Annotated in this window: 11 protein-coding genes; 6 read left to right on the forward strand and 5 right to left on the reverse strand. The window is 55.1% G+C overall.

Annotation, left to right across the window (positions count from 1 at the left end; genetic code table 11):
• Positions 1 to 209 precede the first annotated feature (209 nt).
• From WEB54_RS01035 to WEB54_RS01045, 3 genes are all read right to left on the reverse strand, one after another.
• Positions 210 to 719, reverse strand: a complete 510-nt coding sequence (locus WEB54_RS01035) for a hypothetical protein (RefSeq protein ID WP_368052793.1) — start codon at positions 717 to 719, stop codon at positions 210 to 212.
• Positions 716 to 1,015 (reverse strand): nucleotidyltransferase domain-containing protein, encoded by a 300-nt coding sequence (locus WEB54_RS01040; protein ID WP_368052794.1) that lies wholly within the window; start codon positions 1,013 to 1,015, stop codon positions 716 to 718. The genes WEB54_RS01035 and WEB54_RS01040 overlap by 4 nt, the downstream gene beginning before the upstream one ends.
• 70 nt (positions 1,016 to 1,085) lie before the next feature.
• Positions 1,086 to 2,489, reverse strand: a complete 1,404-nt coding sequence (locus tag WEB54_RS01045; protein WP_368052795.1) for a mannose-1-phosphate guanylyltransferase/mannose-6-phosphate isomerase — start codon at positions 2,487 to 2,489, stop codon at positions 1,086 to 1,088.
• Positions 2,490 to 2,895: 406 nt separating this feature from the next.
• Between WEB54_RS01045 and metG the strand changes: the two genes are divergently transcribed.
• Both metG and WEB54_RS01055 read left to right on the forward strand, forming a co-directional pair.
• Complete coding sequence (metG, locus tag WEB54_RS01050; RefSeq protein ID WP_368052796.1) at positions 2,896 to 4,983, forward strand: methionine--tRNA ligase; 2,088 nt, start codon at positions 2,896 to 2,898, stop codon at positions 4,981 to 4,983.
• 225 nt (positions 4,984 to 5,208) lie between these two features.
• Positions 5,209 to 5,739 carry a transcription termination/antitermination NusG family protein gene (locus WEB54_RS01055; protein WP_368052820.1) on the forward strand — a complete coding sequence of 177 codons (531 nt, stop codon included), beginning with the start codon at positions 5,209 to 5,211 and terminating at the stop codon, positions 5,737 to 5,739.
• Positions 5,740 to 5,773: 34 nt separating this feature from the next.
• On the opposite strand, the gene WEB54_RS01060 is transcribed toward WEB54_RS01055, so the two are convergent.
• Positions 5,774 to 7,129 carry a capsule biosynthesis protein gene (locus tag WEB54_RS01060; protein ID WP_368052797.1) on the reverse strand — a complete coding sequence of 452 codons (1,356 nt, stop codon included), beginning with the start codon at positions 7,127 to 7,129 and terminating at the stop codon, positions 5,774 to 5,776.
• Positions 7,130 to 7,617: 488 nt separating this feature from the next.
• Here WEB54_RS01060 and WEB54_RS01065 point away from each other — a divergent pair, with 488 nt between their 5' ends.
• From WEB54_RS01065 to WEB54_RS01080, 4 genes are read left to right on the forward strand one after another with little or no spacing between them, the layout of a single operon-like run.
• Complete coding sequence (locus WEB54_RS01065) at positions 7,618 to 9,084, forward strand: polysaccharide biosynthesis/export family protein (RefSeq protein WP_368052798.1); 1,467 nt, start codon at positions 7,618 to 7,620, stop codon at positions 9,082 to 9,084.
• A gap of 19 nt (positions 9,085 to 9,103) precedes the next feature.
• Positions 9,104 to 9,895 (forward strand): ABC transporter permease, encoded by a 792-nt coding sequence (locus WEB54_RS01070; RefSeq protein ID WP_368052799.1) that lies wholly within the window; start codon positions 9,104 to 9,106, stop codon positions 9,893 to 9,895.
• A complete protein-coding gene (locus tag WEB54_RS01075; protein ID WP_368052800.1) occupies positions 9,892 to 10,602 on the forward strand; it encodes an ABC transporter ATP-binding protein in 711 nt (236 codons plus the stop codon). The genes WEB54_RS01070 and WEB54_RS01075 overlap by 4 nt, the downstream gene beginning before the upstream one ends.
• Positions 10,599 to 11,684 carry a hypothetical protein gene (locus tag WEB54_RS01080; protein WP_368052801.1) on the forward strand — a complete coding sequence of 362 codons (1,086 nt, stop codon included), beginning with the start codon at positions 10,599 to 10,601 and terminating at the stop codon, positions 11,682 to 11,684. Before WEB54_RS01075 ends, WEB54_RS01080 begins: the two co-directional genes overlap by 4 nt.
• A gap of 23 nt (positions 11,685 to 11,707) precedes the next feature.
• On the opposite strand, the gene WEB54_RS01085 is transcribed toward WEB54_RS01080, so the two are convergent.
• Entirely contained in the window at positions 11,708 to 13,435 is a 1,728-nt protein-coding gene (locus tag WEB54_RS01085; protein WP_368052802.1) for an SLC13 family permease, read from the reverse strand.
• Positions 13,436 to 13,453: the final 18 nt, after the last annotated feature.

Raw genomic sequence — 13,453 nt, forward strand, 5'->3', positions numbered from 1 at the left:
AAACGTTGACGGGCGTGCCCTCGGTAATATCAATGTCGGCCGTATCGGCGAAAGGCCGGTCGGTGTGAGGGTCTTTCAATGTTTTCAGCGCCTGGAAAATGCGTTCAGTCGACATGCTGGGTCCTTACTGTGGCTATGACTGCAGGGTGGGGGCAGGGCGGTGGAATTAAAAGACCAGCGAGGCTTCTCTGAGCGAAAACGAGGCCTCTTTATAGGTTGGCTGGCAAGCTCGGTGCGAGGTCGGGTAGTGCCTTGGCTGTGTATTCCCGCAACGCGTTATACACTGCAAAAAAAGAAAGGCTCGCTTCCCGGGTCAGTTGAAGTGCTTCCAGCATGCTTTTTGGGTCTTGCAGATATTCATGGACCAGATAATTGCGTATTTGACCCGCGGTTAACCAGTCCTGGGCAGAATCGACGACACCCAGTTTTTCGGCTTTATTCAGGTTTTCAATCTGACTCGAAGGCTGTTCAGCCAGACTTTCAAGCCAGGTCGGAATCAGCCGACCGGCAATGTGGTCTTGCAAGCGTGAAAACCGTGACACAAACGCTTCAAGCACGACTGCCTCATCGGGCTCCTCATCCAAGCGCTCCACCCAGTTCAGGTCGACATTGCGCTGCTTGAACAGCTGGTTCCAGCTGTAGCGAAGGTGTCGGGCTTCCTTTTCGGCGATTTCGAACGACGTTATAAGCTTTTGGTAGTTGCGGGAGGGCAGGTTCATAGCAGGGCCGCCGTTCGAGATACCTCTTGATAAAAAGGCGTGTCGGCTGTTTGAGCATCTTTGACGACAACGTCGAATTTCTGCTCGTCCAGACTCAACTGAAGCCGTGCGGCCAGGCTCGCAGTTTTGCGTAATTTATGATCAATCACCTGGTCAGATTGAATCAACAAGTCGATATCACCTCCTTTTTTTGAGTCATCGAGTCGGGAGCCGAACAAATGAACACGCACCTCGGCCCCGAACACCTCGGATACCAGGGTTTTGATCGTCTGTATTTGCTGGCTGGTCAGTCTCATCGGTCTCTACGTTTGTCGGGGGATGAACATCATTGTGCACATGAACACACGAGCCGCAATCAAACAGCCGCTACTGCCGCCCATACCGGTCGGTAAACCGCACAATATCGTCTTCACCCAAATAACTACCGGTCTGCACCTCTATCAGTTCCAGCGGAATCTTCCCGGGGTTTTCCAGAGCGTGAACCGTACCGATGGGAATATAAACCGACTCATTCTCGCTCAGGATCTGGCTCACCTCGCCAATGGTCACATTGGCCGTACCACTGACCACCACCCAGTGCTCGGCCCGGTGGTGGTGCATCTGTACCGAGAGCTTTTCACCGGATTTAACCGTGATGCGTTTCACCTGGTGGCGGTTGCCCAGGTTAATCGTCTTGTACGACCCCCAGGGCCGATGCACCCGGGCATGAACATGGTGCTCGGTGCGCCCGGCGGCCTTCAGTTGGTTCACGATGAACTTCACATCCTGAGCCCGCTCGCGCGGTACCACCACCACCGCATCATCAGTCTCGATGATCGCCATGTTTTGCACGCCAATGGCCGCCACCAGGCGGCTTTCGGCGCGAATCAGGTTACCGCTGGCGTCTTCGGTGAGCACATCGCCCTGGAGTACGTTGTCCTGATTGTCTTTCTCGCTCAGGTCATACAACGCAGACCAGGCACCAATATCGCTCCAGTCCCCACTGTAAGGCACAACCACCGCACGTTCCGTGCGCTCCATAATAGCGTAGTCGATCGAATCTGACGGGCTTTTGGCAAAGGCCTCGGCATCCACCCGAATAAAATCCAGGTCCGCATACTTGTTGGCCATGGCCGCCTGGGTGGCGTCATAAATGGCGGGCTGGAATTGCTTCAACTCTTCCAGGTACACCCGGGCTTTGAACACGAACATACCGCTGTTCCAGAAGTAATTCCCGGCGGCCAGATAACGAGCGGCGGTCTCGGCATCCGGTTTTTCGCGGAAGGCAACAACGGCACTGGTGGAATCGGTCTCAGCGGCCTCGATGTACCCGTAGCCGGTTTCCGGATAGGTCGGCTTAATGCCAAAGGTGACCAGAAACTCGCTTTTCGACTGAATAATGGCTTCCTGCACCACATCCCGAAAGGCCCCGATATTTTTCATCACATGGTCTGCCGGCAACACCACCAGCGTGGCTTCCGGGTCCCGTTCCAGCGCCTGAAACGCTGCCAGAGCAATGGCTGGCGCAGTATTGCGGCCTTCAGGCTCCAGAATCAGTTCGGCCTTGGTACCCAAATCCGCCATTTGCTGGGCGATCAGAAAGCGGTGTTCATCGTTACACACCACAATTGGCTCGGCACCAATGCCAGCTGCCTGCACGCGCTTCAGGGTTTGCTGGGCCAGGCTCAGCTCCGGGTCTGCCAGAGCAATACACTGCTTCGGGAACAACTCCCGGGATACCGGCCACAGCCGGGAACCAACGCCTCCTGCAAGTAAAACGGGAATAATCATCCTTGGGACTCCTTGTTTGAATAGATGAATAGCACCAGTCCCGCAATGATAGCATTCACCCTACAATCACGACCATGCCAATGCTCACGGCTCGAAACTCGCAACCGCCCGTTTCTCATCGCCATACCATCAGGTAGAATGCCCGGCTCAGCCTGTTTACCCGAAACAATCCGACTCTGGAAGCTTAAGTTTCGGAGTTCGCCAGGAAGTTAAGCGGTGGTTGCCGGGGTTGCCCCTGTGGGGGAGTCCGCAGCAGGGATGCTGCGGCCTAGGCTCCATGGACGGATTTACGCCGACCCCACAGGGGCAACCCCGGTGACCGCCGCGGGCCAAAGCCACCTAACCGGCCGAACTTTGAAGCGTGACTAACAGGCACCGCTCACTACAACCAAGGAATCGTAAATCCATGACTGACCGCCGCAAGATACTGGTCACCAGTGCCCTGCCATACGCCAACGGCCCGATTCACCTGGGCCACATGCTGGAACACATCCAAACCGACATCTGGGTCCGGTTTCAGAACAGCATGGGCAACATGTGCACCTACGTCTGTGCGGACGACACTCATGGAACAGCGGTCATGTTGCGGGCCGAGAAAGAGGGCAAAACCCCGGAAGACCTGATCAAAGCCGTCCAGGCCGACCACGTTCGGGACTTTGGCGGTTTTTTGATTGACCACCACAACTACTACAGCACCCATTCCGACGAAAACCGCTACTACGCCGAGCTGATCTACGCGCGCCTGAAAGAAAACGACATGATTAACGTGCGCACCATCAGCCAGCTGTACGACCCGGTTAAAGAAATCTTCCTGGCTGACCGCTTCGTAAAAGGCACCTGCCCGAAATGCGGTGCCGAAGACCAATACGGCGACGCCTGCGAAGTGTGCAGCGCCACTTACGAGCCGAACGAACTGATCAACCCCAAATCCGCCTACACCGGCGCCACGCCCGAAGTGCGCGAATCCGAACACTTCTTCTTCAAGCTGCCCGAATGCCAGGCCATGCTCAAAGAATGGACCCGCTCCGGCACCCTGCAAGACAGCGTCGCCAACAAGCTGGCCGAATGGCTCGACGCCGAATTGCAGGAATGGGACGTCAGCCGCGATGCCCCCTATTTTGGTTTCGAGATCCCTGGTGCCCCCGGCAAGTTCTTCTATGTCTGGCTCGATGCCCCCATCGGCTACATGGCCAGCTTCAAGAACCTGTGCGACCGTCGCGATGATCTGGAGTTCGACTATTACTGGAACGCCAGCTCCAGCGCCGAGCTGTACCACTTCATCGGCAAAGACATTATCAACTTCCACGCCCTGTTCTGGCCCGCCATGCTGGAAAACTCCGGCTACCGCAAGCCCAGCGGTGTATTCGCCCACGGCTACATCACCGTCAACGGCGAGAAGATGTCCAAATCCCGCGGCACCTTCATCATGGCGAAAACCTACCTGGAGCACCTGAACCCGGAATACCTGCGCTATTACTACGCCGCCAAGCTGGGCTCCGGCGTAGAAGACATCGACCTCAGCCTGACCGACTTCGCCCAGCGGGTGAATTCAGACCTGGTCGGCAAGGTGGTCAACATCGCCAGCCGCTGTGCGGGTTTCATCAAGAAAGCGGGTGGTAGTTTGTCGGAATCCATCGCCGAGCCGCAAATGCTCGCCGATTTCCAGCAAGCGGGCACCAGCATCGCCCAGGCCTACGAGCGCCGCGAATTTAGCAAAGCCATGCGCGAAATCATGAACCTGGCCGACCGCGCCAATGAATACATTCAGGCCAAAGCGCCCTGGAGCATGGCCAAAGAAGCAGGCCGCGAACAGGAAGTGCACGAGGTTTGCTCCATGGGCATTCACCTCTTCCGGCTGATCACCCTGTATTTGGGCCCGGTATTGCCCGATATGAACAGCAAGGTTCAAGCCTTCCTAAACGTTAACAGCCTGAGCTTTACCGACCGCGACACCGTGCTCACCGGCCACGCCATCAACAAGTTCAAACCACTGCTGACGCGCATCGAGATGACTCAGATAGACGCGCTGATCGAAGCTGGCAAAGAAGACGTCGAGGCCGATGCCAAAACCGGCACACCGGCAGCGTCTAGCACAGAGCAAAGCCAGAGCCAGGTGAAACCGGCGAAAGCCGAAAAAGCCAAGCCCGAAGCCAAAGCAGAGCAGGGCGGTGAGATCGAATTCAGCGATTTCGCCAAGCTTGACCTTCGCGTTGCGCGGGTCATCGAAGCCGACCACGTTGAAGGCGCCGACAAACTGCTCAAACTGCAACTCGACGTGGGTGACGGCAACCTCCGCCAGGTGTTTTCAGGCATCAAGAGCCATTACCAGCCGGAGCAACTGGTCGGGAAAAATGTGGTACTTGTCTATAATCTGAAGCCAAGGAAGATGCGCTTTGGAATGAGCGAGGGCATGGTGCTGGCCGCTGGCGGTGGCGATGATTTGTGGATTCTGGAATCCCATCAGGGTGCCGCGCCTGGTACAAAAATTACGTAATTTCAATAGGCAGGTCAGCCATAAAACACTTTGCTTATGGCTGGTAAGCCCAAACTGAGCTAATGTTCAGGGAAAGCAGGCTCGTAACCTGAATGGTGCCTGGAGTCGGCAACCTCCAAAATGGTCAGGTTGGTCAAATATGTAGGTAGAAGCGAAAGGTAGAAAGTGATGGGAAAGATGGAGCGAGCGCTTAACTACAATGATAGCACCCCCAACTTAGCCGAAATGGCATCAAACCCGGCATTTAATGAGAGTACAAAACCTGTTTGGTATTTGGTCCAATGCAAGCCCCGTGAGGGGTTTAAGGCCACTGAGCAGTTAGTCCAGCAGGGGTTTCATTGCTTCCACCCAACATGCACCCAGCTTCGAAAAATCGGCACCGAACGGCGTTGGGTGACGGAGAGCCTCTTTCCTTACTATTTATTCGTTCGGATAAAGCCTTATCAGAGCTTGTCGAAGGTAAAGTACACCCGCGGTGTTACCCGCATTGTAGGTTTTGATGGCAGCCCGTACCAGGTCTCACCGAGCCTGGTTACCGCTGTGATGAGGCAATGCCAGGTATTGGACACCGCAGAGCCGGAAGATTTCAAAGCAGGAGACCGGGTTCTGATCACCGAAGGGTGTTTCAAAGACCTGAAAGCCATTTTCAAGGAAAGGCGTACCAATGACAGGGTGGTTCTACTGCTGAACCTGATCAACAAAGAACAGGCCATCACAATAGACGACGCCACCATTGAGCCTTACCGGGAATCCTGAGGGGTATGTCGGTTCAGTGTCGCGGCTTGTTTGATTACCGGCCGCTGGTGGCTGTGCGGTTCCCGCTTGTCCTCGTACGGGCAGCTTTTCCAGACTTGGCTCCGGCCTTCAACGCACTGTAAATAGGCGTTACCGGCGGAACACTTTCACCAGCCCGTTCAATATCCTGTTCAGCTTCGAGCCGTTTCGCCACCGTCTCAACCAGCATTGCGCGACCCCGTATCGAGTAAAAATTACCGTTTAACTGGCAATCTGTTAGTACAAAATAGCGAAACAAACGGTACATACCAAGGTCGGGCGCTGTCGGGGCTGTCCAGAAATCATCGAGCCTGGCGGGGTCTGTCATGCCTGAATGGCTGTATATGGAACGGCCCATAACCTTGGTAGGGCACCCATGGTGCACCGACTGCAAGCCCACCGTGCTATTTACAGTAATGACTCCTTTGGCCCGTTTCACCAGATCGGGAATCGCGCCCCCATGTAAAAAAATCATCCGCTCGGAAAGTCCCAGCCTCGCACTCATGCGCTTGGCGTAGCACTCATAATTGCGCACTTCGCTGTCCAGCGGGTGAGATTTGATCACCAGTGTGGCATCGCCGGGCGCATTGTCTGCAAAAGATGCCATGACACCATCCAGAAACTCACACATGGAGTTGAAGGGCGAATGGTGGCGAACCTGTGCATCGGCATCCAGTTGCATGGGCACCAGAAAAAACGGCTTTTTGCTAGTTAAAAGCGCATCAGCCACGGCATCGGCACGCTTGGTTCGGCCTGAAACCAGTTTTGCCAGTTTTTTGAGCCAGGCAGCTGCCTCTATCAGGTAAGGTACGGGCCGGTGACTGCGATAGCGAGGGTAGGTTACGTGGCCAATTGTTCTCATCATGTAGTAAACATGGCACCAGAAAACCAGGCCACGCATTCCCCGGCCAACGGGTCTGGGGCTCTCAGGTGCTTTCAGGTTAATTGAATCGGTCGGATAGGTAGCCAGCCACTGTTTGAAACGCTGCGGTAACAATGAGTTGCCATTCACACCAAAAGGCTCGACGGTAACCCAGAAGGGGCGAATGTAGCCTTCTTCCATGACCCAGGTACGGCATTTAAGATGGCGAGCGGCAATGAGTGCCTGCTGGTGGTAAGATCGGCAATCCCCATACACCAGCAAATCTGTAAAGCCTTTCCGCCTGATCAGCGCTTCGACCCAACGCCCAAAGCCAGCTTCACCGCCCCGGTATCCGATGCTGTCCATAGCGGAGGAACTGGCCCAGTCACCTGAATTGAAAATAACACGTACAACCGAGTGGCCACGTTGCTGCAAGGCGTGCGTCAACTGGGTGTAGAACGGCCCATGAGGGCCTTGCAGCAGCAAGTAGTGGCGAACATCGGATGGCATGAAGTGGATGTAACTCCTTTGAGAAACGGAAATCCTGTTACAAGTGTCACATATTAGCACTAGAGTTTTCGCGAATCGACCGAGCATTGCTCAAAGTTGCCAACTAGCCTGAAAGCCGCGAACTGTGGTACCTTCGCGGTTTATCGACGGGCCGGTACAGAACTGGTATCCCAATTGCCCATTATTGTCATCAGCGTTTTGGCCAGCGCACAATGCCTGGCTGGTTCCTATTCAAGGCTTTTTCATTCATGGTCAAGCGTTTCTCTTCTTGTTTTCAGTATTCCCGCCACCTGATGGCTACTGTCACGTTGTGTAGCCTGGTAACCTTGGCGCTTTCGTTGCTCGTAAACGCCTATGCCGAGGTAATACCTGAGAGCCCCCAAACGGAAAATGACAGTCAACCAACTGCGACGACCAGGCTCCGTTCCAGCGAAAGTGCCGGGCAAACCACCCCTGTTTTTGGCCAGAATCTCTTCACCGGCGCCTTCGTGCGTGACCGCTTTGCCGGGTTCAACCCCAACTATCGTCTAACCACCGGCGACACCGTCTTGCTGCAACTTTGGGGTGCCGTAGAGTTTCAGGGTAGTTTAACTGTAGACCCCCAAGGCAATATTTTCATCCCGCAGGTGGGCCCGGTGCAGGTGCGGGGCGTCGCCAACAGCGAGCTGATGCCCGTTGTCGAACGTGCCGTCAAAAGCGTATATCGTGAAAATGTGCGGGTGTATGCCAACCTCGATGAATCCCAGCCCGTCAATATTTTTGTGACTGGCTATGTGGAGTCCCCCGGGCTTTACAGTGGCCTATCGTCCGACTCTATGTTGAGCTACCTCGACAGAGCCGGTGGTATAGACCCGCAACGCGGCAGTTACCTCGATGTTCGCCTGGTACGCCAGGGTGCCATTCTGGAAAACGTTAACTTGTACGACTTTCTGCTGTTCGGCCAGATCCCCCAGCGCCAGTTGCAGGAGGGGGATACCCTTATCGTCGGCCCGCGCCAGCACGTGGTTGAATTTGGTGGCCTGGTTGAAAACCCGCGCCAGATTGAATTCACCCGCCAGCGCATTGCGCTGTCTGATGCGTTGAGGCTCGCCCGACCCATGCCCAGTGCAACCCATGTGCTGATTCAGCGCAACAGCCGGGTAGAACAGTTATCCGAATATATACCGCTCAGTGTCGCAGACAATACCCAGCTCAACCCTGGAGATGTGGTAACTCTGGAGGCCGATAAGTCTCTTGCGACCATTATTGTGCAACTGGAAGGCGAGCACCGCGGCCGGGACCAGTACGTAATGCCTTACGGCTCCTCCCTGGGAGATTTGCTGCAACAGATCGAGCCCGGCCCACAGTCCAACCTGGAAGCCGTGCAACTGTTTCGCAAAGAAGTGGCCGAACGCCAGAAACAAATGCTGAATGCCTCGCTCGAAAACCTGCAAATGAGCGTACTCACCGCACCCAGCGCTACCAACGAAGAAGCCAGCCTGCGCACCCAGGAAGCTGAAATGGTGTTGCAGTTTATCGACCGTGCACGGGACATCGAACCTCAGGGCCAGGTAGTGCTGGCCAATGCGCCGGATATGAACAGCATCATTCTGCAGGATGAAGACCGGATACGTGTACCGTCATTGAGCCAGTTGGTCACCCTTTATGGTGAAGTCATGCTGCCCACGGCACTGTTACACAACGACAGCTCAGGCCTGAAAGATTACATCAACCAGGCCGGTGGCCTGAGCCGCAAGGCCGACAAATCCCGCATTGTGGTACGTTCACCCGATGGCAGCATTGAACTGGCTCGTTTGGGTGGGCTGTTCCGCTCCACCACCAATGTCGACATTGCCCCGGGTGATGAAATCATGGTGCTGCCAGAGGTCGACTTCAAAACCCTGCAGTTCACCAAAGACATTGTTCAAATTCTGTACCAGTCAGCCATTGCCGCTGGCGTAGTGCTGGCGCTTTGATGGGGCGGAGTATTTCACCATGGCATTAAAGCACCGCTCGCCTTTTCAGGTATTCCGCTCGGTGATTTTCGCCTTGCTGGTGCGAGAACTTAAAACACGCTTTGGTCGCTGGCGGCTGGGGTACGTGTGGGCTGTGCTAGAGCCGATGATGATGATAATAATCCTGGCGCTGGTGATGACCTATCTGCGCGGTCGTGAGCCCTGGTTTAATATTCCAGTTCCAGTCTTCATCGGTATCGGGTTTTTGTTGTATAACTTTTGGCAATCGTTGGCCATGCGGGCTGCAGGGGCAATCAGTTCAAACGATGGTCTGTTCGGTTATCGGCAAGTAAAGCCGTACGACACTGTTTTTGCCCGCGCCATACTAGAAACAATCATTGTGGTATTTGTGGCGGCTATTCTGGTCTGGTTGGCTGATTGGTTCTTTAACCTGGGCGTAGCGATATACGACCCGCTTCGCGCCATGCTGGTGTTTATATTATTGGTTGGTTTTAGTTACGGTTTGGGGCTAATAATAGCTGTTTTCGGAGCCCTGCAGCCTGAGTTTGCCAAGGTCATTCCAATGGTTTCGCGACCTATGCTATTCATCTCCGGCGTTATGTTTCCATTGGCTGTTGTGCCAGAAAACCTTCAGCCATATTTGCTGTGGAACCCCTTGCTTCACGCTATCGAGCAAATGCGGTTTTCTCTGTACCCGCAGTACCCCGCGGAAAAAACCAGCCTTATGTTTTTAGCGGGTTCTGCGTTGGTCACCCTGGCAGCTGGTCACATTGTTTACCAGGCCAAACGCCATAAGTTGATCGCCTCATGATCCGGCTTGAAAACGTCACCAAATTCTACCAGACGCCCCACGGACGCAAGTATGTATTGCGAGACGTCAACTTGGAGATTCCAAGCGGTGTAAACGTTGCAATTCTGGGCATCAATGGATCCGGCAAGTCGACTCTATTACGCCTGCTGGGCGGTATAGATTCACCAAACTCCGGTAAAATCTCCATCGATATGGATATTTCCTGGCCAATGGGCCTGGCAGGTGGCCTGCAGGGCTCGATGTCCGGTCGCGACAACGCCAAGTTCGTGTGCCGCATTTTCGGCGATAGCTATGAAGAAATGCAGGAACGCGTCGTCCAAATTGAAGAATTTGCCGAGCTTGAAAAATATTTCGACATGCCGGTAAAGACCTACAGCTCGGGCATGAAGTCCAAAATCAAGCTTGCAATATCCGTCGCATTCGACTTCGACTGCTACCTTTTCGACGAGTTAGGCTCTGTTGGCGACGCCTTGTTCCGCAAGAAAACAGAAACCCTATTTGCGAACAAAGAAGGCAATGCCAATTTCATCATCGTTAGCCACAACCTGAACGAACTGATTCACGATTGCCACCGGGCCATTGTGTTGCACCAGGGCGAGCTGAGATCCTTCGATTCAGTGATAGAGGGGGTCAACTACTATTACGAAGTAACCGGTGCGCCGAAAAAAGCCGCTATATTGAAACAACTGGAAGCAAAAGAGACATGATTAAACGCCTTCAACAACATCTGGTCTGGGTAATAATGCTCCCGGTTCTGGTGGTCGCGGTCTATATCGGTTACTACATGACAGACCGTTACGCCGCTGAAGCAGCCGTTATGGTAAAACAGAACGCTCAGGGCCCCAGTGTCAGTGGGCTGGGCGAAGCGCTGGGCCTGGGGTCAGCCTCTGCCGGGGAAGACGAACGATTGTTGCTCGCCTACGTCCACTCCCCGGACTTACTGGCCAGGCTGCAGGAAGAGCTGGACATCCGCAGCCACTACAGCAACCCGGAAATCGACTGGTACTCCCGCCTCCCGGAAGACGCCACCCGTGAAGAGTTTCTGGAATATTACCGCAACCATGTATCCATTGCCCAAGATGGCACCACCGGCTTGCTGGAAATAGAAGCCCAGGCCTTCGATCCCGAATTCGCACTGGCGCTCAACCGCTGGTTACTGCAGTTCAGCGAAGCCTTTGTGAATGAAATTAACCAGGCGTTGGCCGACCAGCAGGTTGCCTTCATGCGCCAGGAAGTCGACCGTGCCCAGGAAACACTTCGGGTTGAAAAACAAGCCATACTGAATTTTCAGAATGCGAACCGAACGTTCAGCCCGGAAGGGCAGAGCCAGGCGTTAAGCTCTGTCATCAACACCCTGGAAAGCGAACTGGTACAGGAGGAAACCCAGCTCAGCCAGTTCCAGAGCTACCTGAATGAAGATGCGCCGCAAATCGTGTCAACCCGTTCACGCATTGCCGCCTTGCGCCAGGAAATAGAACGCCAGAAAAGCCGCCTGGTAGGGCAGGGTGAAAATAACCTCAACGAACTGAATGCAGAATACAACAACCTGCTGTTGAACCTGGAATTTGCCACCAACGCCTACACAACTGCATTAAGCGCCTTCGAGCAGGCCCGTGCAGAAGCCAGCCGCAAGCTGCGCAACCTGGTGGTGGTCAGTTCGCCGCAGCTGGCTGAAGAAGCACGTTACCCCGAGCGTACTTACTGGATCATCACCTGGCTATTGGGCGCTATACTGGTGTTCGCGATTGCCCGGCTCATACTGAGCATCATCCGGGAGCATAAAGACTAAACTGGCTCAGTGAGTGCTCCTACTTAAAACGGGAACACCAGCGGTGTAATCACCAGCACCGCGACCGAATAGGCCACACTCACCGGCAGGCCGGCTTTCAGGTAATCCACCAGTCGATACCGGCCGGGTGAGTACACCATCAGGTGCGTCTGGTAGCCGAACGGAATCAAGAAACAGGCGCTCGCGCCATAGGCCACGGCCATAATAAACGGCATCGGGTCGGCATTGAACGCCTGGGCGGTCGACAGCCCGATTGGAAATGCCAGTGCCGCGGCGGCATTATTGGTCACTGTTTCCGTTAATACCAGCGTCATTAAAAACACCCCGACAAAAGCCGCATAAACGCCGTAATCGTTAAACACAGCCTGCATCGCCCGGGCGATCAGTTCGGCGGCCCCCGAGGCCTCCATGCCTTTGGCAATGGCCAATGCCGAGCCGATGACCAGCAGCAACTGAAAGGGAAAGCGTCGCCGCATGTCCTGGGCGCTTAACAGCCCCGTTACCAGAAACACCCCCAGCAAACACAGCAACGCCTCAAACAGAGATAACCACCCGATGCTGGCCGTCGCCAGAGCGAGCAGAAAGCCGCCCAGAGTCAACAGGCTGTGCTGCATACTCAGCCTTGGCCGCTGCAGGCTGTCACTCAGCAGATGAAAGTTCCGGTCCAGGTTGCGATGCTGGCTGAAACTGCCACCAACGGCCAGCAGCAAACTGTCGCCCACTTTCAGGGGAATGCGCCCCAACTGGCCTTCCAGCCGTTTTTCACCGCGCCGAATGCCAACCACACCGGCGTCAAACATGGTCCGGAAATCCATCGTCTGCAGGGTCTGGCCCGCGAGCGCCGAGCCGTTGGCGATAACCGCTTCCACCAGATTACTCGACAGCAAATCGTCGGCGTTCTCGCCCATTAGTCGCAGGCCGGGAAAGCGCTGCAGCGTCTGCACCTTGTCGACCTCACCGGTGAACACCAGCAAATCACCCGCCTGTACCACATCGTCCGGGCTGACTGGCGTTTGCAGCCGTCCGTCGCGTTCGAACTCCAGCAGGAACAACCCATCGAGGTGGCGCAGCTTATTATCCTCGATGCTCTTGCCCACCAGCGGCGAGTCAGCTGCCACCTCGGCCGACAAGAAGTAAGATGACAACCGGGCCCCGGCCGCCTCACTGTCGTGCCTCGGCAACAGCGACGAGCTGAACAACAGCACCCCCATACAGATCAGCGCCACCGGAATGCCCACCAGGCTGAACTGAAACATACTCAGTTCCGGCAAACCGGCATCAACGGCAAAGGAACTCACCACCAGATTGGTCGAGGTGCCCACCAGCGTGGTAATGCCACCCAAAATAGACGCATAGGATAGCGGAATCAGCAACCTTGAGGCGGGAATGCGATCCTGGCGGGACAGCGTGCTCAAAAACGAAGCCACAACCGCCGTATTGTTCAAAAACGCCGAAAGCAGGGCACTGGTGCCCATCAGTTTGAGTAACGCCGGTTTCTCGCGGCCATTGATGAGGTGCTGCGACACCAGGTCCAGCAAGGGCGAACGTTCAAGCGTGAGTGACACCAGCAACAGCAATATAAGCGTCGCAAGTGCCGGATTTGTGTAGCTGTTCAGCAGCATGGGTAGCTCGATAACACCCAACAGCAGGAAGCTGCAAGCCAGCGTCACAAACGCCAGCGCGGGCGGCACACGCCCGCTGGCAAGCGCACCCAGCAACCCGGCTACCGCTAATAATACAACCCACGCCATGAGATACCCTGCTGTAAA

This window comes from Saccharospirillum sp. (assembly GCF_040881935.1).
Lineage (GTDB): Bacteria > Pseudomonadota > Gammaproteobacteria > Pseudomonadales > Natronospirillaceae > Saccharospirillum.